Genomic DNA, 23,869 nt, shown 5'->3' with positions numbered 1-23,869 from the left:
GGCCTGCCGGCCATCTCCCCCACGAGGGGGGAGATCAGCTGTCGCCGGCCGTGCCGCATTCCTTGCAACGATTGGCGAAAACGCCAAAGCTGCCAATCTCCCCCCATGTGGGGGAGATGGCCGGCAGGCCAGAGGGGGGCGCCGTAGAGCGCTGCCGCCGACGACGAGGCCCGCCCCATGACCTCCCGCTATCCGACCATCGCCCCCGACCTTCTCGCGCTTTTTTCGGCGCGTGGCGCAAATCCCGTCGACGTGGCGGTGCTGCAGCCGGCCGATCCGTTCCTCGACATGGCGGGCGAGGATCTGCGCCGCCGCATCTTCCTCACCGAAAGCGAGACGGGCGCCAGCCTGTGCCTGCGCCCGGAATTCACCATCCCCGTCTGCCTCGACCACATCGCATCGCAGGCCGGCACGCCGCGCCGCTATTCCTATCTCGGTGAGGTGTTCCGCCAGCGCCGCGAGGGCGGCAACGAGTTCTTCCAGGCCGGCATCGAGGATCTCGGCGACCGCGATGCTCCGGCGGCGGACGCGCGCAGCATCGCCGACGCGCATGCGCTCCTGGCGCTGGCGCTGCCGGGTGTGCCGCTCACGGTGACGCTCGGCGACCAGTCGATCTTCGAGGCGGTACTGGCCGCGCTCGGCCTGCCGCGCGGCTGGCGCATGCGTCTCGCCCGCGCCTTCGGCTCGGCCGACCAGCTTGCCGCAGCGCTTGCCGACCTCGCCAATCCCCCGAAGAACGGCGCGCTGCCGGAGCCGGTGGCGGTGCTCGTCGCCGATGGCGATCTCGACGGGCTCGCCGCCCATATCGCCGCCGGCATGACGGAGGCCGGCCTGTCGCCGACCGCCGGTCGCACGCCGCAGGATATCGCGCGCCGCCTCGTCGAGAAGGCCGAGTTGCGCAGCGTGCGCCTGTCTTCGGAGGCGTTCGAGGCGCTGAAGTCGTTTCTCGCCATCCATGTGCAGCTCGACGCCGCAGCCGCCGCGCTCGAGGGGTTTGCCGGGTCCGCCGGCCTGTCGCTCGGGTCCGCGCTCGCCAATTTTTCCGAGCGCGTCGACGCCGTCGCCGCGCAGGGCCTGTCGCCGGCGGCGATCCGCTACGACGCCGCCTTCGGCCGCCCGCTCGACTACTATACCGGCCTCGTCTTCGAGATTTCGGCGGGCTCCCCTTCGTCCGAGCCGAGCGCGCGCCCGCTCGCCGGCGGCGGCCGCTACGACCGCCTGCTCACGCTGCTCGGCGCGCGCGACAGGATCCCGGGCGTCGGCTTCTCGGTCTGGCTCGACCGCATCGAGGCGCTGAGGGGAGAGGCGGCATGACCATCACGCTCGCCGTTCCCTCCAAGGGCAGGCTCAAGGACCAGTCGCTGGAACTGCTCGCCCGCGCCGGGCTCGCCGTCAGCATGCCCGGCGACGCCAGGAAATACCGCGCCGGCATCGAGGGCCGCGACGACATCGAGATCGCCTTCCTGTCGGCTTCCGAAATCTCCGGCGAGGTCGGCCGCGGTGCGGTCGACCTCGGCATCACCGGCGAGGACCTGCTGCGCGAGAACGTCGCCGACTGGGAGCGCAAGGCGGCGATCGAGGCCCGCCTCGGCTTCGGCCCGGCCGACGTGGTGGTGGCCGTTCCGGAAAGCTGGCTCGACGTCGACACCATGGCCGACCTCGACGACGTCGCCGCCGAATTTCGCCAGCGCCACGGCCGCCGGCTGAGGATTGCGACGAAGTACTGGCGGCTCACCCAGCAGTTCTTTTCGCAAAAGCACGGCATCCAGGTCTACCGCATCGTCGAAAGCCTCGGCGCAACCGAAGGCGCGCCGGCCGCCGGCTCGGCTGACGTCATCGTCGACATCACCACGACGGGCTCGACGCTGCGCGCCAACCGGCTGAAGATCCTGTCCGACGGCGTCATCCTGCGCTCGCAGGCGTGCCTCGTGCGCTCGCAGCGGCAGCGCGCGGCCGCCGACGAGGCGCTCGTCGCCGAAGTCAGTGCCGTAGTCGGCCGGTCGCTTCCCGGATAATCGCCGCCAGCGCGCGGCATTCGTCCGGCCGCGCGCCGTTCTTGCGCCAGGCGAGGCAGATCGTGCGCTCGGGCATCGGTTCGGCGAAGGGCAGGATTTTCAACTCGGGCATGGCGGCGGCCGCATCGGCCGCCATCTCGGGCACCAGGGTCACGCCGAGCCCGTGCGACACCATCTGCAGCAGCGTCGTCAGGCTGGTCGCTCCGAAACTTGCCATCGCCACCGGCTGCACGCTTCCGCAGACCGCCAGCGCCTGGTCGCGCATGCAATGCCCTTCCTCGAGCAGCATCAGCCGCTCCAGCGCCGGGCTTTCCGGCGGCACCGGCGGCGCGGCGAAAGCGGGATCGCCGCTCGGCACCGCCAGGAAGAAGCGATCGGAAAACAGGGTTTCGGTAGCCAGCCCCGCGGCGCCAAGCGGATTGGCGGCGATGAAAGCGTCGAGCCGCCGGCCGGCCGTCTCCTCGATCAGCGTCGCCGTCACGGCTTCGCGCAGTTCGAGCTGGAGGCCGGGGAAGCGCGCGCGGATTTCCGGCAGGATGCGCGGCAGCAGGTAGGGCGCGACCGTCGGAATGATGCCGAGCCGGAAGCGGCCCTCCATCGCGCCGCGTTCGCGCCGGGCGGCCTGCTCGATGTCGCGCATCTCGGCCAGAAGCTTCTCGATGCGCGGCTGCAGCGCGGTCGCCTCGTCGGTCATGCGCACCGACTTGCCGCCGCGCTCGAAGAGCCGGCAGCCGAGCCGCTCCTCCATTTCCGCGATCTGCGACGAGAGCGCCGGCTGGCTGACGCCGGCGAGTTCAGCGGCGCGGCCGAAGTGCAGCGTCTGCGCCAGCGCGTCGAAATATTCCATCTGCCGGACGGTAATCCTGATCATAAGGGAAAATTATCGAGTGAAACGGAAAATGCAATTTGAATTTATCAAGCCGGTCGTCTAGTCTGGAATCGTTCCAGACTGCGCTGCCTCGTGCGAGCGTGTGCACATCGCAAGACCGCTCACCGGCCGAGGAGGCGAACCCTGACGAAGCCCCGCGACAAAACGCGCAGTCACGGGCGTGTCGGACTGGCCTGTTAGGCCTAGGACCCGCCTCAAAGGCAGCTAAGATCAGGCGCCGGACACCGACGAGAATTCCAGCATACGACCGGAGATGAAGATGGACACGAAAACTGAAACCAGCGCCGGCAAGTGCCCGGTCGCGCACAAGCCCACGGGCACCGGCAACCGCGACTGGTGGCCCAACCAGTTGGACCTCGGCGTCCTGCACCAGCATTCCAGCCTGTCTGACCCGATGGGCGAGGACTTCGACTATGCCAAGGCGTTCGAGAGCCTCGACCTCGACGCCGTGATCGCCGACCTCAAGGCGCTGATGACGGATTCGCAGGACTGGTGGCCCGCCGACTTCGGCCATTACGGCCCGCTCTTCATCCGCATGGCCTGGCACAGCGCCGGCACCTACCGCATCGGCGACGGCCGCGGCGGCGCTGGCGCCGGCCAGCAGCGTTTCGCCCCGCTCAACAGCTGGCCGGACAACGTCAACCTCGACAAGGCCCGCCGCCTGCTGTGGCCGATCAAGCAGAAATACGGCCGCAACATCTCCTGGGCCGACCTGATGATCCTGACCGGCAACGTCGCGCTCGAGACGATGGGCTTCAAGACCTTCGGTTTCGCCGGCGGCCGCGCCGACGTGTGGGAGCCCGAGCAGGACATCTACTGGGGCAAGGAAGGCAAGTGGCTGGCCGACGAACGCTACAGCGGCGACCGCGACCTTGAGAACCCGCTGGCCGCCGTGCAGATGGGCCTGATCTACGTCAACCCGGAAGGACCGAACGGCAATCCCGATCCGATCGCCGCGGCGCGCGACATCCGCGATACCTTCGCCCGCATGGCGATGGATGACGAGGAAACCGTCGCGCTGATCGCCGGCGGCCACACCTTCGGCAAGACGCACGGCGCCGGCGATGCCGCCAATGTCGGCGCCGAGCCCGAGGCCGCCGACATCGAGATGCAGGGCCTGGGCTGGCACAACAGCTTCGGCACCGGCAAGGGCGGCGACACGATCGGATCCGGCCTCGAGGTCACCTGGACGACGACACCGACCAAGTGGAGCAACAACTTCTTCTGGAACCTGTTCGGCTACGAGTGGGAGCTGACCAAGAGCCCGGCCGGCGCGCACCAGTGGACGCCGAAGCACAACATGGGCGCCGGCACCGTGCCGGATGCGCATGACGCCACCAAGCGCCACGCGCCGTCGATGCTGACCACCGACCTGTCGCTGCGCTTCGATCCCGAATACGAGAAGATCTCGCGCCGCTTCTTCGAGAACCCGGACCAGTTCGCCGACGCCTTCGCCCGCGCCTGGTTTAAGCTGACCCACCGCGACATGGGCCCCCGGGCGCGCTACCTCGGCCCACTGGTGCCGAAGGAAGAGCTGATCTGGCAGGATCCGGTTCCGGCGCTCGACCACGAACTGGTCAACGACGCCGATATTGCCGCCCTCAAGGCGAAGATCCTCGCTTCGGGCCTGTCGGTGCCTGAACTCGTCTCCACCGCCTGGGCCTCGGCTTCGACCTTCCGCGGCTCGGACATGCGCGGCGGCGCCAACGGCGCGCGCATCCGCCTTGCCCCGCAGAAGGACTGGGCCGTCAACCAGCCGGCCGAACTGGCCAAGGTGCTGGAGAAGCTCGAGGCGATCCAGAAGGAGTTCAACGCCGCGCAGTCCGGCAACAAGAAGGTGTCGCTGGCCGACCTGATCGTGCTCGGCGGCGCCGCTGCGATCGAGAAGGCCGCCAAGGACGCCGGCAACGACGTCAAGGTTGCGTTCTCGCCGGGCCGCACCGACGCCTCGCAGGAGCAGACCGACGTCGCCTCCTTCGCCCCGCTCGAACCCTCGGCTGACGGCTTCCGCAACTACTCCAGCGGCCGCGAGCGCCTGAGCGCCGAGGAGAGCCTGGTCGACCGGGCGCAGTTGCTGAAGCTGACCGCGCCGGAGATGACGGTGCTGGTCGGCGGCCTGCGCGTGCTCGGCGCCAACGCCGGCGGCTCGGCCCACGGCGTCTTCACCGCGCGCCCGGGCACGCTGTCCAACGACTTCTTCGTCAACCTGCTCGACATGGGCACGGAGTGGAAGGCGAACTCCGCGGCCAAGGACGTGTTCGAAGGGCGCGACCGCAAGACCGGCGAGGTCAAGTGGACGGCGACCCGCGTCGACCTGATCTTCGGTTCGCACTCGCAGCTGCGTGCGCTGGCCGAGGTCTACGGCTCGTCGGACGCGAAGGCGACATTCGCCGGCGATTTCGTCGCCGCGTGGAACAAGGTGATGAACGCGGATCGTTTCGATCTCGCCTGATCGCTGTCGCGCGAAACTGAAAGGCACAGGCGCGGGGCCATCCCGCGCCTGTTTTCATTTTGGCCATAACACAGACGTGTTCACGCACGTTCTCGCCGTGGAGAAAGAATTCGTTAACCATAAATTTCTATCGAATCGAATGTCTTTTGAATTTCGGGGGATCGCATGAATATTTCGCGTCGCGGCTTCATTTTTGGACTGCCGCTTTTCGTTGCAGGCTGTTCGACAAATTCCGACCACGCGAACTATTCTGCCCGCCCGGACGAACGCCACCCGCTGCCCGCCCAGCCTCTCGACCGGGTCAAGCCGGAGCTTCGCCGGCAGGAAGTGGCCTATTCCGGCGGTGAACGCGCCGGCACCATCGTCGTCAACACGCCGCAGCGCCGGCTCTACTACGTGCTCGGCGAGGGGCGGGCGATGCGCTACGGCATCGGCGTCGGCAAGGCGGGCCTGGCGCTCGCCGGCGACGCGACGGTCGGCCGCAAGGCCGAGTGGCCGGGCTGGACGCCGACCCAGAGCATGATCCGCCGCGACCCCCGCAACCTGCGTTATGCCGGCGGCGTCCCCGGCGGCCTGCACAACCCGCTCGGCGCCCGCGCGCTCTATCTCTATCGCGGCGGCCGCGACACCATGTTCCGCATCCATGGCACCAACCAGCCGCATACGATCGGCCATGCGGTCTCCAGCGGCTGCGTGCGCATGCTGAACCACGACGTGATCGATCTCTACGGGCGCGCCGGGGTCGGCACGCGGGTGGTCGTCATCCAGGCCTGATCCGCTCCGGCTTGCCAGCGTGGCCGCCTGCCGCTAGTCAGGCTGCCATTCGGGCAACCGGCACTGGAGCGAAGAACATGCGTCTCGGCGGACGGCTGGCGGCAGCCATTGAGGTGCTGGGCGACATCGCCGGGCGCAAGCGGCCGGCGGCGGATGCGCTGAAGGACTGGGGTCTGTCGCACCGTTTCGCCGGGTCGGGCGACCGTGCCGCGATCGGCAACATCGTCTATGATGCGCTTCGCCGCAGGCGGTCCGCCGGATGGCTCTTCGACGCCGACACGCCGCGCGCGCAGGCTTTCGGCGCCCTGATGCTCGAATGGCAGCAGACGCCCGCCAGCCTCAACGCCCAACTCGACGGCGACAGGTTCGCCCCTCCGCCCCTGAGCGACGACGAAATCCACCTCGCGCAATCGCGCCGCCTGGAGGACGCTCCGGCCGAGATCCGGGCCGACCTGCCGGACTGGTGCGTGCCCCTGTTCGAAGAGGTCTTCGGCCAGGACTGGGTGGCTGAAGCGGCCGCGCTGTCGACGCGGCCGCCGCTCGACCTGCGCGTCAACACGCTGAAGGCCGATCGCCCGAAGGTGCTTGCCGAACTTTCTGAGGTCGGGGCAGCGTCGGCGGCTCTCGCGGCCCAGGGTATCCGCATCCCGCCCATCGACGGGTCGGGCCGGCATCCGAACGTCCAGGTCGAGCCCGCCTTCCAGAAGGGCTGGTTCGAGGTGCAGGACGAAGGCTCGCAGATGGTCGCCGCGCTCGCCGCCGCGACGCCGGGCATGCAGGTTCTGGACTATTGCGCCGGCGCCGGCGGCAAGACGCTCGCCCTGTCGGCGGCGATGGAGAACCGGGGGCAGATCTTCGCCCATGATTCCGACAAGGCGCGGCTGGCGCCGATCTTCGACCGGTTGCGCCGCGCCGAGAGCCGCAACGTGCAGGTTCTGTCCAGGCTGCGCGAACTCGAGGCGCTGGAGGGCAAGATGGACCTGGTGCTGGTGGACGCCCCCTGTACGGGTTCCGGCACCTGGCGCCGCCGGCCGGACGCCAAGTGGCGGCTGACCGACCGGCAGCTGGCGACGCGCACCGGGGAGCAGCAGTCGATCCTCGACGCCGCGAAAGCCTATGTTAAGCCGGGCGGCCGTCTGGCCTATGTCACCTGTTCGCTCTTCGCGGCCGAGAATGCACGCCAGATCGACGCCTTTTTGGCGCGCGATCCGGGCTTCGCGCCGCTCGACCATGACCGGCTCTGGAGCGGATGTTTCGGCGGCCACGCGGGCGCCGCCTATGTCGAGCGGGATCGCGGCATCTCGCTGACGCCGGCACGGACCGGAACGGACGGCTTCTTCTTCGCCGCGCTCGTCAGGGCCGACGCCCATTGACATCGCGCTGCCCCGACCCAGCTATGGCCTTCAAGTCATGCTGGCGAGGAAGCTTTCGATGTCGACGCGCACGGCCATCACCCCCTTTGTCCTGCTGGTCGTCGGCGGCGGCCTGCTGATCGGCGCCGTCACGGCGCCTGGACCATGGTACGAAGCGCTGGCAAAGCCATCCTTCAACCCGCCCAACTGGATATTCGGCCCGGTCTGGACGGTGCTCTACGTGCTGATCGCCATCGCCGGCTGGCGCGTCTGGCAGCGCGACCGGTCGGGCGCCGCCATGAAGCTCTGGGGCCTTCAACTCGCCCTCAACTTCCTCTGGTCGCCGGTCTTCTTCTCGCTCCAGCAGGTCGGGCTGGCGCTCGTCGTGATCGTCGCGCTGCTCGCGACCATCCTCGCCTTCATCGCCGCCGCCTGGAGCGTCGACCGCGCCGCCGCCTTGCTGTTCGTGCCCTACGCCCTCTGGGTCTCGTTCGCGACGCTGCTCAATGCGGCGATCCTGACGCTCAACTGACGCCGTTGTTGCGCTGCACAATTGCGTTGCGCCGCGCCGACCCCTTTGCCATAAGCTGCCGGAAAGAAAGGCCGGACCCCATGGCGGCAGCGAAGATCATACCCGACCCGAACTACGAGGAGCGCGTGCGCGCGTCCTTCGCACGCCAGAACGCCATGGCCACGATCGGCGCCGAGCTGACGCTGGTGACGCCCGGCATCATCGAGATCGAGATGCCGTTTTCCGAGAAGCTGACGCAGCAGCACGGCTTCCTGCATGCCGGCGTCATATCGACGGCGCTCGATTCCGCCTGCGGCTATGCCGCGCTTTCGACCATTCCAGACGATGCGTCGGTGCTGACCATCGAGTTCAAGGTCAACCTGCTGGCGCCGGGCAGGGGCGTGCGCTTCCTGTTCCGGGGCTCGGTCACCAAGCCCGGGCGCACCATCGTGGTCGCCGATGGGCAGGCCTACGCGATCGGCGCGGACGACGAAGCCAAGTTGATCGCGACCATGACCGGGACCATGATGGCGGTCACCGGGCGCGAAGGCATCGAGGGCTGATCCGATGGTCGAGGCAACACGGTTCGCCGGACGCGACGTCCTGTTTGTCATGGCGGCCGACGCGGAATACGGAAAGCACCTGAAAGCGCTGTTCAAGCCGCTGATGACCGGCGTCGGCCCGGTCGAGGCCGGCGTCGAACTTGCCGCGGCGCTGGCCGGTCGGGCGGCGGGGCCGGGCCTGCCGGACCTTGTCGTTTCGCTGGGATCGGCCGGCAGCCGAACGCTGGAGCAGACCGGCGTCTACCAGGCGACGGCCGTCTCCTACCGCGACATGGACGCCTCGGCGCTCGGCTTCGCCAAGGGCGCGACGCCGTTTCTCGACCTACCGGCGGTGGTGCCGCTTCCCCTGCGCGTCCCCGGCATTGCCGAGGCGACGCTCTCGACGGGGGCCAACATCGTCAGCGGCGCCGCCTACGATACGGTCGACGCCGACATGGTCGACATGGAGACTTTTGCGGTGCTGCGCGCCTGCCAGAAGTTCGAGGTGCCGCTGGTGGCCCTGCGCGGCATTTCCGACGGGGCGGCGGACCTGAGCCATGTCGGCGACTGGACGGAGTACCTCCACGTCATCGACGAGAAGCTTGCCGCCGCCGTGAAGACGCTCGAGGCGGCGATCGCCGAGGGCGCCGTGGCGCTGTGAAGGACCGCGCCAACCCATTGCGCCGACTCACACTTTTCTTTAAACGCCCGCCATGCAGCACGACGCGCACGACACCATCCTCATCATCGATTTCGGCAGCCAGGTTACGCAGCTGATCGCCCGGCGCATCCGCGAAGCCGGCGTCTATTGCGAGATCCATCCCTTCCAGCACGCGGCTGAAGCCTTCGCGAGGCTGAAGCCGAAGGGCGTGATCTTTTCCGGCGGCCCGGCCTCGGTCACAGCCGAAGGCAGCCCCCGCGCGCCGCAGGCGGTGTTCGATTCCGGCGTTCCGATCCTCGGCATCTGCTACGGCCAGCAGACCCTGGCCGCCCAGCTCGGCGGCACCGTCGAGGGCGGACATGCCGCCGAATTCGGCCGCGCCGACGTCGAGATCAAGGCGTCGAGCCCGCTCTTCGAGGGCTTCTGGGAAGTCGGCCAGCGCTATCCCGTCTGGATGAGCCACGGCGACCGCGTGACAGAACTGCCCCAGGGTTTCCAGGTCATCGCGACGTCGGAGAACGCGCCGTTCGCCATCGCCGCTGACGAGGGCCGCCGATACTATTCGACGATGTTCCATCCCGAGGTGGTGCATACGCCCGACGGCGCCAGGCTGCTGTCGAACTTCGTACACAGGATCGTCGGGCTGAAGTCGGACTGGACGATGTCGGCCTACCGCGCCGAGATGATCCGCAAGATCCGCGAGCAGGTCGGCAGCGAGCGGGTCATCTGCGGCCTCTCCGGCGGCGTCGATTCCTCGGTGGCGGCGGTGCTGATCCACGAGGCGATCGGCGACCAGCTGACCTGCATCTTCGTCGACCACGGCCTGATGCGCCTGAACGAGGCGGACGAGGTCGTGAAGATGTTCCGCGACCACTACAACATCCCGCTGGTCCACGTGGACGCTTCCGACCTGTTCCTGACCGAACTCGCCGGCGTTTCCGACCCGGAGGTGAAGCGCAAGACGATCGGCCGCCTGTTCATCGAGGTGTTCGAGGCGGAAGCCGCCAAGATCGCCGCCGACGGTAAGGGCGCGCCGAAGTTCCTGGCGCAGGGCACCCTCTATCCGGACGTCATCGAAAGCGTGTCGTTCTCCGGCGGCCCTTCGGTCACGATCAAGAGCCACCACAATGTCGGCGGCCTGCCCGAGCGCATGAACATGCAGCTTGTCGAACCGCTGCGCGAACTGTTCAAGGACGAGGTGCGCGCGCTCGGCCGCGAACTCGGCCTGCCCGACAGCTTCATCGGCCGCCACCCCTTCCCGGGGCCGGGCCTTGCCATCCGCTGCCCCGGCGCGGTGACCCGCGAAAAGCTCGACATCCTGCGCAAGGCCGACGCGATCTATCTCGACGAGATCCGCAAGGCCGGCCTCTACGACACGATCTGGCAGGCCTTCGCGGTGCTGCTTCCGGTGCAGACGGTCGGCGTGATGGGCGACTACCGCACCTACGATTTCGTCTGCGCGCTGCGCGCCGTCACCTCGGTCGACGGCATGACGGCCGACTTCTATCCCTACGACATGAATTTCCTCGGCCGCACCGCGACCCGCATCATCAACGAGGTGCGCGGCATCAACCGTGTCGTCTACGACGTGACCAGCAAGCCGCCGGGCACCATCGAGTGGGAATGATTTTGGGCCGTTCGCGGTCTATCGCTTCCGGTCGAGAGTCGCGCGCCCGTTGGGTGCGGTGTTTCAGCCGGTGACGACCGGGACGACGTGGCTTACGAGGCCTCTGCCCTCGTGCCAGAGGTGCATCGAGAACTGCGCCGGTTCGTCCGAGAATCGGTAGGGCTCGCCCTTGCGCAGGTCGAAGGCGAATTGATGCGAGGCCGACGGGCTGACCCGTACGGGTGCGCCGCCGCAGGTTCCGTGAACCGACCTGTGGACATGGCCGCAAAGAATGGCGGCGACCCTCCCGTGTTCGGCCACCAGGCCTGCGAACTCCTCCCTGCCCGACAGGATTCCCATCGAATCGAGGTGGTCGAGACCCGTATCGATCGGTGGATGATGCTGGAAGATCAGGACGTCGCGACCCGCGTGGGACTTCAGCGTTTCCCGCAGCCATGCGAGGCGCGCGGGGCAGATTTCGCCATGGGCGGCGCTGGGCACGATGGTATCCAGTCCCACGACAACGAGCGGGCCAATGTCGCGGGCAACGCAAAGGTGCCCTGCATCGGTCCGCCCGAGCATGTCGGGCAGCGCCTCCCAAAGCGGTTCGCGGGCATCGTGATTCCCGGGCACCGCGAGGACCGGGATTTCGAGACCGCGCAGGCCGGCGCCGACGAAGGCGTATTCCTGCGGAGTGGCGTCCTCTCCGAGATCACCGGAGAACAGGATCAGATCGGGCTTTGTCTCCTGCCGGCGAAGGCTCTCCAGCAGCCGCTCGAAGGCGGCAGCCGTGTCGAAGCGAGCGGCAATCCGGCTTCCCAGCAACACATGGGAATCAGTGATCTGAGTGATGAGCATGCGTGGATTTCCATGTTGATATCACGTCAGGATCGACAATCAACGCCATATCGTCAACGTCGATTCGGCCAAGATCGTATGAAACGCTTGACACATCCTTCCGCAGCGTCATAATTTTTGTGTGGAATATGTTGATTATAGATATTCATTCCAGCATCTTCCTCACTACCTTCTGGAGGGGCAACGGGCAGGAAGGCGGCTCAGTCCGGCGAAATATCAGGGAAAACCTTGAGCTTGTCGAGAATTGAGGAACACCAAAAAAGAACATTCCGCCGCTTCTGTGTTGGTTTCCGAGGTTTTTCTGCGCCTACCGTCAAGATTTCCACATAAATGGGAGAATTCCTATGAAAGCCACAAAGCCTAAGATTTCGCGACGTCGATTGCTGGGGGCGGGGCTGGCCATGCCCTTCGTGAGCATGATGCCGGGCATCATAACCGCGGGGCGGGCAAGTGGCCCGGTCAAGCTCCAGTTCATGTACCCGGTCGGTGTTTCGGGAGACATCAACACGATCGTGACGAACATGATCGCCGACTTCAATTCCAAGCACGATGCGATCGAGGTCGAGGCCGTCTACGCCGGCAGCTACGAAAACACCGAGCAGAAGGTCATCACCTCGCTCGGCGTGGGCGACCCGCCGTCGATGTGGCTGCCGATCAACTCGTCGCTTCAGACCTTCCTCGGCCTCGATGCGCTCGAGGATCTGACGGATGTCGCCAAGTCCGACGACATCTACGACGATTTCATACCGGGCTTCCTGAACACGGCCGTTTCGGACGGTCGCCTGTACGGCCTGTCGTTCCAGCCCTCCACGCCGGTCCTCTACTACAACAAGGACGCTTTCGAGGCTGCCGGCATCGCGAAGGCGCCCGAGGACTGGGACGAACTCCTGGAAGCAGCGAAGGCGCTGGTCGTACGCGAAGGCAACGAGGTCAAGCGCTGGGGTCTGATCATTGGCGGCGGCTGGCACGACTGGATGTTCGAGGCCTTCTGCCGACAGAACGGCCTGCTCCCCTGGGAGAAGGACAAGGTTCTTTTCGACCGCCCCGAGGCGATCGAGGCGCTCGAGCATTGGAAGAAGATGGTCGATGCCGGCGCAATGGCGCCAGCCTCGACCTGGCAGGGTTCGGCCAACGACTTCATGGCCGGCACCACGGCGATGCTCTACCACTCCACCGGCTCTTTGACGAACATGCGGACTTCGTCGCCCTTCAAGGTCGGCGTCGCATTCATGCCCAAGCGCAAGACCTGGGGCGCGGCGCAGGGCGGCGGCCCCATCATGATCGCCAAGAAGCAGTCGGATGCCCAGAAGGAGGCGGCGTGGACCTTTGCGCGCTGGATGACCAGCACCGACGTCCAGGCGGAGTGGGGCAAGGCGACCGGCTATCTCGCGGTGCGCAAGTCGTCGTGGGAGACCGACTCCATGAAGGCCTACCTCGAGAAGGTGCCCGAGGCCAGGACAGCGTTCGACCAGGCTGAGTATTCAGGTGCGTTCATGCAGGTACCTGCCTACTCCCGCGCCCGCGATCTTCTGAAGAGTGCCCTTGATCGCACGATGGCGGGCGAAATCGCGCCCGCCGACGCGCTCAACGGTGCCAACGCGGAAATCAACCGCGAGATCGAGCGCGTCCTGCGTCGCCGCGGCTGACGCCGTCTAGGCGCGGGCCTTCACGCCCGCGCCCCTCTCTTTCGAAAGCAATAGCCGATGTCGCGAAATGTTGAAAAAGCGCGGCGAAACGAGGCGGTGCTGGCCTACTTCCTGCTTGCGCCATCGCTTCTGTTTCTTGCCGCGTTCACCTACTGGCCGATTCTCCGGTCGTTCTGGTTCAGCCTGCATGACGTGCTGCTGGGGGACCCGAGAATGTTCTTTCTGGGCGCCGAGAACTATCAACGTCTCCTCAGCGACGGGCTGTTCTGGAAGACGCTTGGAAATACCGCGTTCTATACGCTGATTACGGTGCCCGTGGCGATTGCCATCGCGCTGCTTCTCGCCGTTGCCCTCGACAGCAAGCTGCGCGGCATGGCGATATACCGGTCGGCCTTCTTCTACCCGGTGATGATCCCGTCAGTCGCGGCCGGCATGGTGTGGGTGTTCCTCTATGCGCCCGGCTACGGTCCGATCAACGAGGCGCTCGCGGCTCTCGGTCTGCCGCAGATCGACTGGCTGAACAAGAGCGGCCTTGCTCTTCCTGCGATCATGCTGATGAGCCTCTGGAAATATTCCGGCTACTTCATGCTGATCCTGCTGGCGGCGCTCAAGCTCGTTCCGTCGGATCTGTACGAGGCCGCGCGGCTGGACGGCGTGAGCGGTTGGGATCAGCTGATACACATCACCGTGCCGCTGATCTCGCCGACGCTTTATTTCGTTGTGATCATCGGTCTGCTCCACAGCTACCAGATCTTCGACTACGTCTATGTCATGACGCAGGGCGGCCCCGCCGACGCGACGAATGTCCTCACCTTCTACATCTACCAGACCGGCTTCCAGTACCAGGATATCGGCTATGCCTCGACGCTGGCCAATACGCTGCTCCTGAGCGTGCTGGCTCTCATCGGGCTGATCGCGGTGACCCTTGGGCGTCGCGTCCACTATCTGGGAGAGCGCTGATGCTGCACAGGCTGTCGAGACGCGCACGAGGCGGCTGGCTGCATTTTGTCATGCTGCCGCTTGCGGTCCTGTGGATGAGTCCGATGATCTGGATCGTCCTGACCTCGCTGAAGACGCGCACGGAGGTTTTCGATCCTGCTGCCGGGCTGCTGCCGGAGGTCCTTGTCTTCACGAACTATCCCGCCACGCTGTCCGTGGCACCCTTCGGCACCTACCTGATCAACTCGATCCTGACGACGGGATCGATCCTGATATGCCAGCTGGTCACCATCACGCTGGCCGCATACGCCTTCGCCCGCCTGGAATTCCGGTTCAAGAACTTCCTGTTTGGCCTGTTCCTGCTCCAGGTGATGTTCCCGATCTATTCGACCTTCCTCGCAAACTTCGTCACGTTGCGCGAGATGGGAATGATCAACACGCTCCCTGCGCTCGTCGTGCCGTTCGTGGCGTCGGGCTACGGCACGTTCATGCTGCGCCAGAGCTTCCGGCAGATACCTTCCGAACTCTCCGATGCCGCCCGTCTCGACGGATGCGGCCATCTGGCCACGCTCTGGTACGTCTGTCTCCCGCTGGTCCAGCCGACACTGATCGCCTTCGGCATCATTTCGGTAGTGACCCACTGGAACGACTACATGTGGCCGCTGCTGGTGACCAATTCGGACTCTGTCCGCACTCTTCCGATCGGTCTCGGCCTGCTCGCGAAGGCGGACAGCGGCGCCGATTGGACACGCCTGATGGCAGGCACGACGATCGTGGTGTCACCGCTGCTGTTGATGTTCATCATCTTCCAGCGCCGTTTCATCGACAGTTTCATGCACACCGGCGTCAAGTGATGTCTGGGAGATAACAATGGCTACCGTAAACCTCTCCAAAATCAACAAGTCCTATGCCGGACGCCCGACCGTTCACGACATCGACCTGACCATCGAGGACCGGGAATTCATGGTGCTTGTCGGGCCTTCCGGCTGTGGCAAGTCGACGACCCTGCGCATGATCGCCGGCCTGGAGGACATCACTTCCGGCGTCCTCACCATCGATGGAAAGGACGTCACCGACGCGCTGCCGCAGAAGCGCGACATCGCGATGGTCTTCCAGTCCTATGCCTTGTATCCGCACATGACGGCATACAAGAACATGGCTTTCGGCCTCCTGAGGACGAGCAGACTCTCCAAGGCGGAAATCGACACCCGCATCCGTGAAGCGGCGGAAATCCTCCACATCACCGATCTGCTCGACCGCAGGCCGAAGGAACTGTCCGGCGGCGAGCGCCAGCGCGTCGCCATCGGCCGCGCGCTTGTGCGCAAGCCCAAGGTGTTCCTGTTCGACGAACCCCTGTCCAACCTCGACGCGAAGCTGCGCAACCGCATGCGTGGCGAACTGAAGCGCCTGCACCAGGAGCTGGCGCTGACCGTCATCTATGTCACGCACGACCAGATCGAGGCGATGACGCTCGGAACCCGCGTGGCGATGATGTCAAAAGGGCACCTGCAGCAGGTCGGCGCGCCGATGGATATCTACATGCATCCATCGAACACGTTCGTCGCAACCTTCATCGGGTCCCCCGAGATGGCGCTGATACCGTGCAAGACGGATGCGGGGGGCCAGATCAGGCACGCATCGTTTGTCTCCGGCCTGGCTATGGGCGAGGGCCTCCCGGCCGGCGTCCTGTTCGGAATACGCCCCGAAGAAGTTCGTCTCGGGGACGAGGGAATGGCCCGCGGCAAGGTGGAACGAACCGAGCTGATCGGCGCGGAGGCGCTGGTGGAGGTGTCTCTGGGCGACGATAGGCTCACGGTGAAGAGTTCGGTCGCCGACGCTCCTTCGCCCGGAACCGATGTAGGCCTGACATTTGATCTGTCCCGTGCAAGGCTGTTTCATGCCGAGACCGGCCGCGCCATTGCAGTTGGCGGTTGACCCTTCGGGAGGGGGACATGGCACCGACGTTGCGTCAGCAGCAGATCCTTGCCGCGCTCGAAATGCGCGGCCAGGCGGCAATCGTCGAACTCGCGGACCTCTTCGATGTGTCGGATGAGACCATCCGGCGCGACGTGAAGGCGCTGTCGGCCGAGGGCATAGTCGAGAAGTTCCACGGGGGGGTGCGCTTGCCGCTGCCGCGCACCGAGCCGTCGTTCGATCGCCGCCTGCGGGAAGCGCCCGTCGCCAAGACAGCGATCGCCGCCCGTGCGGCCAAGTTCATCCGGGAGGGCGCGACCGTCCTGCTCGACAACAGCACCACGGCATGCTTCCTCGCCCGCGAACTCGTCAATCGCGAGTCGATGACCATCGTGACCATCTCGCTCGAGATCGCGCAGATCCTGTCATCCAACAGCCGTCACCGCATTATTCTCCCGGGCGGCGAGTTGCGCTGCCACGACCGGACGCTGACGGGGCGCGGCGTGATAGAATTCATGACCCAGTTCACGCCGAGCTACTTCGTCACGTCGATGGTGGCTGGCTCGGACCGGGGTTGCCAGGACTTCGACTTGTTCGAAGCCGAGTTCAAGCGCGCGATGATCCCATTGGCGGACCAGACCATGGTGCTGATGGATTCCAGCAAGTTCGGCAAGTCGGGGCTTATCCATGTCTGCGACTGGTCGAGCGTGGACGTGCTTGTGACGGACGGTGCGCCCGGAAACGTGCTGTCGCAGATCGACCATGGGCACCTGCTGCTTGTTGAACCGTTGTCCGAAAAAGGCGCGGCATGAACAGTCCCGACCGTTTCGAAAGCGTTGCGATGGAGATGCTGCGCGCTGCGCGGGCTCTCGCTCTCAAGCATTTTCGCACCCGTCTCGAAGTCGAACGCAAGGCCGACCACAGCCCCGTGACCCTCGCCGATCGTGCTGTGGAGAGGGCAATGAAGGAGGTGCTGGCTCAGCATCTGCCCGATCACGGCGTGTTCGGGGAGGAGCATGGCGCGGCCGGGCTGGATGCCCGTTACGTCTGGGTGATCGATCCCATAGACGGTACCAAGAGCTTCATCTCCGGCGTGCCGCTCTTCGGCACGCTGATCGCGCTTCTGGACGGCGGAAAGCCGGTTCTCGGCGTGATCGACATGCCGGCCCTCAAGGAGACTTGGGTGGGCCATGTCGGGGGGGATACGTCCCACAACGGCCATCGTTGCAGGACCTCCGGACAGCAAAGGCTGGAAAACACGATCCTCTTTGCCACATCGCCCGACCAGTTCTCCCAAGAGGAGACACGCACCTTCGAGGCGCTCAGCAAGGCGTGCATGGCGCGTCGCTTCGGCGGCGACTGCTACAGCTATGGGCTGCTGGCTTCGGGCCATGTCGACCTGATCATCGAGGCCGAGCTTCAGCCCTACGACTATCTGCCGGTCGTTCCGGTGGTGAAGGCGGCGGGCGGCGTGATTACCGACTGGGAAGGCCGGGAACTCACGTTGCATTCCAGTGGACAGGTGCTCGCGGCGGCCACGCCGGAGCTTCATCGCGCCGCGCTGGACCGCATCGCCATGGCCGTTGCCTGAACACGTCCTCGATGAGCGGTTTGTGTTCCCGGCTTCTTGGTGCTGTGCCGGCAGTGCACCGCCAATACTTGCACCGATAGATGCCGCGAGAGGAAGGGCGCGGAATTGCGGCCGCATCGCGTGCGCAATAGGGAGTCAACGACTCCGATACAGGAGCCGTGACCGCCTACTCGGCGGCGTGATCGCGCTGGCGTCCGATCGGGATGTGGTGGGCCTCCCTGAAATAGTCGCGGAAGGCATTCATCGCAGGGGTGAAGGCGACGGTCGGGTTCCAGGCGACGCCCAGGTCCATGGCCGGGACCGGATCGGCGATGTCGATCGTCTCGATACGGCGCCCTTCGAGCGACCACGGCCGGTGCACCATGTCCGAGAGGATGGCGACGCCCTGGCCGTTGGCGACCAGCGATCGCGTCGCCTCGACGGACGATGTGCGAAGGCGCACCGACGGCCGGTACGGGGTGTTGCTCCAGTATTTCAGCGATGTGTGGGCCGCCTCGTCGACCGTCAGCATGATGTACGGCTCCTCGGCGATCTCCTTGAGGCCAACCGAGGGGAGAGACAGCAGCCGATGCCGAGCCGGCACCCACAGCCGCCGCTTCGATGACAGATGCGTCTCCTTGGACAGATAGGGGTTGTTGGTGTTGGCGGTCAGGATGACGGCGAGATCGTAGCGGTTTTCCAGCAGCCCTTCCTCGATCGCCTCGCGGGTCAGTTCGAACAGCTGGATCTCGAGGTTGGGAAAGCTGCGCTGCAGGCGCCCGAGATGATGCGGCAGATAATATCCGATGACCGTGTAGGACGCCGCCACCCGCAGCACGCCTTCGAGGTTGCTGCCGGGCAGATTGATCGCCGTCATCTCGTCGACCTTGGCCAGGACCTCATAGGCATGGAACAGCAGCGCGCGCCCGGCAGCCGTCAGTTCCATGCCTTGCGGCGAGCGCGTGAAAAGCGTGGCGCCGAGCTCGACTTCGAGATCCTTGATCGCCGTTGTGATCGCCGACTGCGAAATCGACAGCGCCACGGCCGCCTGCGACACCTGTCCGCTCTCGGCGGTCGACACGAAATAGCGGATTTGCTTGAAACTGATGGCCATGCCGCGATCAAATACGAAAATTTCGATAGTGAACAGGCTAAAAATCGAATTTACAGATACCTGGCTTTGGCATGAATGCCGGCAGTTTCATGCAAGTATCAAATGCTGGATTAAGACAATTTTCGGCCGAACTATCCGCTCGCCGAGTTGATTGGCGATCCACCGGAAGTGACCACCTGCAAAACGCGGATTTTGCACCCGATAGTGATACGGTCGTTGATTGTGGATGTGGGCAATCGAAAAAAATGACCATGCAATCCTGTCTTTTCACAACATCCCTGCAGTTGATCGGACCGATTCCGCTCTGGGATGGGCAGCGCCTGCTTGCCTTTCGAGAACGGCGCTGCCCCTGGCGTCCACGTCGTTCGTCCACTCGTGCGGTAGTCATGTCGCGCAGCCCCGGTTCGACCCGTTAAGGGCGTTTCAGCGACCGAGTATGCCTTGACCAGCCGCCATGCGGGGACTGCGCAGCGACGGTTGAAGCCCGGCGCCGCGTTTCATGGGCATTGCGGCATTCACGTTCCGCCGACGCCGCGGCGCGCGCAACTGGCAGATGGCGCCGCAACCGACGCCAACCCGGACCTCGTCCGCTAGGCTATCTGATTTTTTGAAATCGCATTTCGGATAATAGAATTTTTCAAGCCCGGCAGCTGTCACTAACGTTCCCTCCAATTGGGGAATTCGTGGCGCCCAAGCGCCGCCGGACGGGAGGATGACAGTTCATGCAACTGTCTGCAGTCGATCTCAATTGCGATATGGGCGAGGGCTTCGGGCGCTGGAGCATCGCCGACGCCGACGATGTCAGCATCATGGGGCTGATCAGCTCCGCCAACATCGCGACCGGCTTTCATGCCGGCGATCCTTCCCTCATGGACCGGACGGTGAAGCTTGCGATGCAGCACGGCGTCGGCGTCGGCGCGCATCCCGGCTACCGGGACCTGCAGGGGTTCGGCCGCCGCAAGATCGCGGGCAGCGCCGAGGAAATCGTCAACGACGTCATCTATCAGGTCGGGGCGCTGCGCGAGTTCGCCCGCAAGCACGGCACCAACCTGCAGCACGTAAAGCCGCACGGAGCGCTCTACATGGAGATCGCGGTCAGCGCCGATCTGTCGCGCGGCTTCGTCGACTTCATGCGCCGTGCGGCGCCGGACGCCTACATCTTCTGCATGGGACAATCGCTGACCTACCAGATCGCCGTCGAGATGGGGCAGCCGGTGGTTCGCGAGTTCTATGCGGACCGGGACTACGACGCGAGCGGCTCGATCGTCTTCGCTAGGCAGGTCGGCCGCACGGACCCGGCACGCGTCGCCGAGAAGGTGGTCCGCGCGTGCCGCGAGGGCAAGGTCCGGACTGTCGACGGCGCGGACATCGACATCGAGTTCGAATCCATCTGTTTCCATTCCGACACGCCGGGGTGCGTCGAAATGGCAGTCGCCATTCGCGATGCTCTGATCGCGAGCGGTGTACGCATCGCGCCGGTATCCGAGATCGTACGTCGGGCCGAAACCGTTTCGAGGAGGGCTATATGAGCAAGCAGGAAATCAGGTCGCCGCTTCCGGGCATCTTCTATCGCAAGCCGTCGCCCGACAGCCCCGCCTTCAAGAATGATGGCGATGCGGTCGGCCCCGACGATGTCGTGGGTCTGATCGAGGTCATGAAGTCGTTCCACGAGGTCAGGGCCGGCGTTTCCGGGAAGAACATCCGCTTCGTCGTCGACAGCGAAGACGCGATCATGGCCGGCGATCTCATAGCGGAGGTCGACGAATGACCATACGCTCGGTCCTGATCGCCAATCGCGGCGAGATCGCCGTCCGCATCAACCGCGCCGCAAAGGCGCTGGGCCTGCGCACCATCCAGGTGTACAGCGCCGCGGATGCGGATTCGCTGGCCGTGCGGCTGGCCGACGAGGCGGTGCTGATCGGGCCGGCTGCGGCGAAGAAGTCCTACCTCAACATCGAGGCTATCCTCGAAGCGGCGAAGGCCGCTCAGGCCGACGCGGTCCATCCCGGCTACGGATTCCTGGCCGAGAACGGCGACTTCGCCGACGCGGTGGTCGCCGCAGGCATGCGCTTCGTCGGCCCTTCCGGCGACGCCATCCGTCTGCTCGGCGACAAGGTGGCGGCGCGCGAGGCCGCCCGGAAAGCCGGCGTGCCGACCGTTCCGGGCAGCGATGGCCGCGTCGCCGATGCAGCGGCAGCGGCGGTCATCGCCGACGGGATCGGCTTCCCGGTGATGATCAAGGCGGCGGCCGGCGGTGGCGGACGCGGCATCCGCATCATCCAGAACGCATCCGAGTTCGAGAGCCAGTTCGTCCAGGCGTCGGCCGAAGCCGCGGCTGCCTTCGGCGACGGCGGCCTCTACATCGAGAAGGTCATCTCGGCGGCCCGTCACATCGAGGTGCAGATCCTCGGCGACGGCGAGAACTTCATCCATTGCTTCGAGCGCGAATGCTCGCTGCAGAGACGTCGCCAGAAGGTCTGGGAGGAAGCGCCGGCGTTCCACCTGCCGCAGGAGGTGCGCGAGCGTCTGTGCGCCAGCGCCGTCGACCTGGTCCGCTCGGTCCGCTACAGCGGCGCCGGCACGGTCGAATACCTCTACGACGACGCGACGCGCAACTTCTACTTCATCGAGGTCAACACGCGCATCCAGGTCGAGCATCCGGTCACCGAGATGATCACCGGCATCGACCTCGTGCAGGAGATGCTGAAGATCGCCGGCGGCGCGAAGCTGGCGATCCGGCAGGACGACGTGTCGATCGCCGGCCATGCCATCGAATGCCGCATCAATGCCGAGGATCCCTTCAAGGATTTCCAGCCCTGGCCCGGCAAGATCGAGTCGCTCGCCGTTCCCGCGGGCGAGCATGTCCGCTTCGATACCTTGGCGTTCGACGGCTACACGGTGCCGCCGTTCTATGATTCGCTCATCGGCAAGCTGATCGTCCACGGCGACACCCGCGAGCAGTGCCTGCTGCGGCTGTCCAAGGCGCTGGCGTCGCTCGACATCAGGGGCATTCCGACCACGGTTCCCCTGCATCGCGCGCTTTCGATCGATCCCGGCGTGGTTGCCGGTGACGTGAACACCCGGTTCCTCGAGGGTTGGCTGCAAACGGAGTTCGCCGGCAACGGCGGCGGGAAGGCGGTGGGGTTATGAAAAATCGCTACAGTTTCGGAGGCGACGAGCATCTGTTCGTCGAGTGCGACGAGAGCATGTCGCTGGAGGCCTTCTTCAAGAGCCTTTCGATGACCAATGCGGTGCGCGACAGCGGCATTCGCGGCGTCACCGAGATCTGCCCGGCCAACGCGTCGTTCCAGATCAAGTTCAATCCCGACGTGATCAGGCCCGACGACATTCTGCGCGAGGTGCAGGCCATCGAGGCGCAGGCCGAGAAGGCCGAGCCGGTGATCAAGACGCGCATCATCGAAATCCCCGTCTACTACCAGGACCCTTGGACGCATGAGACGCTGATGCGGTTTCGCGAGCGCCATCAGGATCCCAAGGCGACCGATCTGGAGTATGCGGCGCGCATCAACAACTTCGCGACCGTCGACGATTTCATCGCCGCGCATTCGGGCGCGCCGTGGTTCGTCTCCATGGTAGGCTTCGTCGCCGGTCTGCCCTTCATGTACCAGATGGTCGACAGGCCGCGGCAGTTGCAGGTGCCGAAGTACCTGCGCCCGCGCACCGACACGCCGAAGCTGACGGTCGGCTATGGCGGTTGCTTCACGGCGATCTACTCCGTCCGCGGCGCCGGCGGCTACCAGATGTTCGGCATCACGCCCGTTCCGATCTACGACCCGGAGCAGAAGGTCAGCTACCTCAGGGATTTCATGGTGCTTTTCCGTCCGGGCGACATCGTGAAGTTCAAGTCCGTCGGTCGCGAAGAGTACGACCAGACGGTCGCGGATGTGGATGCCGGTCGCTTTGCCCCCGCGATGAGCGAGGTGACGTTCGACCTGACGCAGTTCCGCGCTGACGTCGACGGCTACAACGCCAAGCTGGAGGGTGCGATCCATGGGCGCTAGGATTGTCAAACCCGGTCTCGCCACGACCGTTCAGGACCTTGGGCGTCCGGGCTACTTCCACCTCGGCATTCCGCTCGGCGGCGCGATGGACCGCCTGGCGCTGCGCGCGGCCAACCTGCTCGTCGGCAATCCGGAAGACGCGGCCGGCCTGGAAGCGGTGTTCGTCGGTCCGGAAATCCAGTTCACATCCGATACCGTCATCGCCGTCACCGGCGGCGACATGCCGATCAAGATCGACGGCGAGGAGCAGCCCGGCTGGACCTCGATCGCCGTTCGGGCGGGACAGACGCTCTCCTTCGGCTTTCTGAAGACGGGCGCGCGCATCTACATCGCCTTTGCCGGCGGCATCGACGTGCCGCTCGCGCTCGGCAGCCGGTCAACCTACGTGATCGGCGCGCTGGGCGGTCTGAACGGTCGCGCGCTACGCGCCGACGACGAGCTTCCGATCGGTTCCCCCGCGGTGGCGGCGCACGTGCATCGCAGCCTGCCCGAGCCGCTGCGGCGAGGACCCGGCAGGTCGGCGACCCTCCGGGTTCTGCCGGGCCTCTACTGGCACCGCATCAACGAAGCATCGCAGGCAAGCTTCTTCGAGGACGACTGGAAGGTCGCCCCGGAAGCCGACCGCATGGGCTACCGCTTCCGCGGCGGTCGCCCGCTCGGCTTCGTCGAGCGTGAGCAGCCGTTCGGCGCAGGCTCCGATCCTTCGAACATCGTCGACAGCTGCTATCCGTACGGGTCGATCCAGGTGCCGGGCGGAACCGAGCCCATCATCCTGCACCGGGATGCGGTCTCGGGCGGCGGCTACTTCATGATCGGAACAGTGATCTCCGCCGACATGGATCTGATCGGGCAGATGCAGCCCAACACGCCGACACGTTTCGTCAAGGTCACGATGGAGGAAGCGCTCGCGGCGCGCCGGGAACGCGCCGGCCTGCTCGAACAGATACGCAGCGCACTGAACTGAATACGGGCGAACCGCCGCCACCAAGCCCGGCGGCACAAAC

Annotated in this window: 23 protein-coding genes; 20 read left to right on the top strand and 3 right to left on the bottom strand. The window is 65.5% G+C overall.

Annotated elements, in window-relative coordinates; genetic code table 11:
* Nucleotides 1-177: 177 nt before the first annotated feature.
* Entirely contained in the window at nt 178-1,314 is a 1,137-nt protein-coding gene (locus ABUE31_RS17065; protein ID WP_367724885.1) for an ATP phosphoribosyltransferase regulatory subunit, read from the top strand.
* Nucleotides 1,311-2,015, top strand: a complete 705-nt coding sequence (gene hisG, locus ABUE31_RS17060) for an ATP phosphoribosyltransferase (RefSeq protein WP_367724884.1) — start codon at nt 1,311-1,313, stop codon at nt 2,013-2,015. Before ABUE31_RS17065 ends, hisG begins: the two co-directional genes overlap by 4 nt.
* Here the strand turns inward: hisG and ABUE31_RS17055 are convergent.
* On the bottom strand, nt 1,981-2,886 hold the full coding sequence (locus ABUE31_RS17055) for a hydrogen peroxide-inducible genes activator (protein WP_367724883.1): 906 nt from the start codon (nt 2,884-2,886) through the stop codon (nt 1,981-1,983). The two genes, hisG and ABUE31_RS17055, sit on opposite strands and share 35 nt — an antisense overlap.
* A gap of 277 nt (nt 2,887-3,163) precedes the next feature.
* Between ABUE31_RS17055 and katG the strand changes: the two genes are divergently transcribed.
* From katG to guaA, 7 genes are all read left to right on the top strand, one after another.
* The gene (gene katG, locus ABUE31_RS17050) at nt 3,164-5,356 is read left to right on the top strand and encodes a catalase/peroxidase HPI (protein ID WP_367724882.1); all 2,193 of its coding nucleotides are present in this window, start codon (nt 3,164-3,166) and stop codon (nt 5,354-5,356) included.
* A gap of 165 nt (nt 5,357-5,521) precedes the next feature.
* Nucleotides 5,522-6,130, top strand: coding sequence for a L,D-transpeptidase (locus tag ABUE31_RS17045; protein ID WP_367724881.1), 609 nt, complete (start codon nt 5,522-5,524; stop codon nt 6,128-6,130).
* A gap of 77 nt (nt 6,131-6,207) precedes the next feature.
* Nucleotides 6,208-7,503 carry an RsmB/NOP family class I SAM-dependent RNA methyltransferase gene (locus ABUE31_RS17040; RefSeq protein WP_367724880.1) on the top strand — a complete coding sequence of 432 codons (1,296 nt, stop codon included), beginning with the start codon at nt 6,208-6,210 and terminating at the stop codon, nt 7,501-7,503.
* A gap of 58 nt (nt 7,504-7,561) precedes the next feature.
* The gene (locus tag ABUE31_RS17035) at nt 7,562-8,014 is read left to right on the top strand and encodes a TspO/MBR family protein (RefSeq protein WP_367724879.1); all 453 of its coding nucleotides are present in this window, start codon (nt 7,562-7,564) and stop codon (nt 8,012-8,014) included.
* Between the two features lie 80 nt (nt 8,015-8,094).
* Nucleotides 8,095-8,556: a PaaI family thioesterase gene (locus tag ABUE31_RS17030; protein WP_367724878.1), complete on the top strand. Its 462-nt coding sequence runs from the start codon at nt 8,095-8,097 to the stop codon at nt 8,554-8,556.
* Nucleotides 8,557-8,560: 4 nt separating this feature from the next.
* A complete protein-coding gene (locus ABUE31_RS17025) occupies nt 8,561-9,196 on the top strand; it encodes a 5'-methylthioadenosine/S-adenosylhomocysteine nucleosidase (RefSeq protein ID WP_367724877.1) in 636 nt (211 codons plus the stop codon).
* A 52-nt stretch (nt 9,197-9,248) separates the two neighbouring features.
* A complete protein-coding gene (guaA, locus tag ABUE31_RS17020; protein ID WP_367724876.1) occupies nt 9,249-10,823 on the top strand; it encodes a glutamine-hydrolyzing GMP synthase in 1,575 nt (524 codons plus the stop codon).
* A 63-nt stretch (nt 10,824-10,886) separates the two neighbouring features.
* Here the strand turns inward: guaA and ABUE31_RS17015 are convergent, their stop codons facing one another.
* Nucleotides 10,887-11,660, bottom strand: a complete 774-nt coding sequence (locus tag ABUE31_RS17015; protein WP_367724875.1) for a phosphodiesterase — start codon at nt 11,658-11,660, stop codon at nt 10,887-10,889.
* Nucleotides 11,661-12,061: 401 nt separating this feature from the next.
* Between ABUE31_RS17015 and ABUE31_RS17010 the strand changes: the two genes are divergently transcribed.
* Genes ABUE31_RS17010 through hisN form a run of 6 tightly spaced genes read left to right on the top strand, consistent with a single transcriptional unit; the run spans nt 12,062 to nt 17,750 of the window.
* Nucleotides 12,062-13,306, top strand: coding sequence for an ABC transporter substrate-binding protein (locus ABUE31_RS17010; RefSeq protein ID WP_367724874.1), 1,245 nt, complete (start codon nt 12,062-12,064; stop codon nt 13,304-13,306).
* Between the two features lie 57 nt (nt 13,307-13,363).
* A complete protein-coding gene (locus ABUE31_RS17005; protein ID WP_367724873.1) occupies nt 13,364-14,266 on the top strand; it encodes a carbohydrate ABC transporter permease in 903 nt (300 codons plus the stop codon).
* Nucleotides 14,266-15,099 (top strand): carbohydrate ABC transporter permease, encoded by an 834-nt coding sequence (locus tag ABUE31_RS17000; RefSeq protein ID WP_367724872.1) that lies wholly within the window; start codon nt 14,266-14,268, stop codon nt 15,097-15,099. The genes ABUE31_RS17005 and ABUE31_RS17000 overlap by 1 nt, the downstream gene beginning before the upstream one ends.
* A gap of 16 nt (nt 15,100-15,115) precedes the next feature.
* The gene (locus ABUE31_RS16995) at nt 15,116-16,180 is read left to right on the top strand and encodes an ABC transporter ATP-binding protein (protein WP_367724871.1); all 1,065 of its coding nucleotides are present in this window, start codon (nt 15,116-15,118) and stop codon (nt 16,178-16,180) included.
* Nucleotides 16,177-16,971: a DeoR/GlpR family DNA-binding transcription regulator gene (locus ABUE31_RS16990; protein WP_367724870.1), complete on the top strand. Its 795-nt coding sequence runs from the start codon at nt 16,177-16,179 to the stop codon at nt 16,969-16,971. The genes ABUE31_RS16995 and ABUE31_RS16990 overlap by 4 nt, the downstream gene beginning before the upstream one ends.
* Entirely contained in the window at nt 16,968-17,750 is a 783-nt protein-coding gene (gene hisN, locus ABUE31_RS16985) for a histidinol-phosphatase (protein WP_367724869.1), read from the top strand. The genes ABUE31_RS16990 and hisN overlap by 4 nt, the downstream gene beginning before the upstream one ends.
* Before the next feature lie 166 nt (nt 17,751-17,916).
* Here hisN and ABUE31_RS16980 read toward each other — a convergent pair whose 3' ends face one another.
* Nucleotides 17,917-18,843, bottom strand: coding sequence for a LysR family transcriptional regulator (locus tag ABUE31_RS16980; protein WP_367724868.1), 927 nt, complete (start codon nt 18,841-18,843; stop codon nt 17,917-17,919).
* Between the two features lie 722 nt (nt 18,844-19,565).
* Here ABUE31_RS16980 and ABUE31_RS16975 point away from each other — a divergent pair.
* Genes ABUE31_RS16975 through ABUE31_RS16955 form a run of 5 tightly spaced genes read left to right on the top strand, consistent with a single transcriptional unit; the run spans nt 19,566 to nt 23,829 of the window.
* Entirely contained in the window at nt 19,566-20,372 is an 807-nt protein-coding gene (locus tag ABUE31_RS16975) for a 5-oxoprolinase subunit PxpA (RefSeq protein WP_367724867.1), read from the top strand.
* On the top strand, nt 20,369-20,611 hold the full coding sequence (locus tag ABUE31_RS16970) for an acetyl-CoA carboxylase (RefSeq protein WP_367724866.1): 243 nt from the start codon (nt 20,369-20,371) through the stop codon (nt 20,609-20,611). Before ABUE31_RS16975 ends, ABUE31_RS16970 begins: the two co-directional genes overlap by 4 nt.
* Nucleotides 20,608-21,993, top strand: coding sequence for an acetyl-CoA carboxylase biotin carboxylase subunit (locus ABUE31_RS16965; protein ID WP_367724865.1), 1,386 nt, complete (start codon nt 20,608-20,610; stop codon nt 21,991-21,993). The genes ABUE31_RS16970 and ABUE31_RS16965 overlap by 4 nt, the downstream gene beginning before the upstream one ends.
* Entirely contained in the window at nt 21,990-22,865 is an 876-nt protein-coding gene (locus tag ABUE31_RS16960; RefSeq protein WP_367724864.1) for a 5-oxoprolinase subunit B family protein, read from the top strand. The genes ABUE31_RS16965 and ABUE31_RS16960 overlap by 4 nt, the downstream gene beginning before the upstream one ends.
* Nucleotides 22,855-23,829 carry a 5-oxoprolinase subunit C family protein gene (locus tag ABUE31_RS16955; RefSeq protein WP_367724863.1) on the top strand — a complete coding sequence of 325 codons (975 nt, stop codon included), beginning with the start codon at nt 22,855-22,857 and terminating at the stop codon, nt 23,827-23,829. The genes ABUE31_RS16960 and ABUE31_RS16955 overlap by 11 nt, the downstream gene beginning before the upstream one ends.
* The last annotated feature ends 40 nt before the right edge of the window (nt 23,830-23,869 follow it).

The sequence above is a fragment of the Mesorhizobium marinum genome (assembly GCF_040813675.1).
In the GTDB taxonomy this organism is placed as follows: Bacteria; Pseudomonadota; Alphaproteobacteria; order Rhizobiales; family Rhizobiaceae; genus Mesorhizobium_K; species Mesorhizobium_K marinum.
This window is presented reverse-complemented; position numbering and strand designations above follow the sequence as displayed.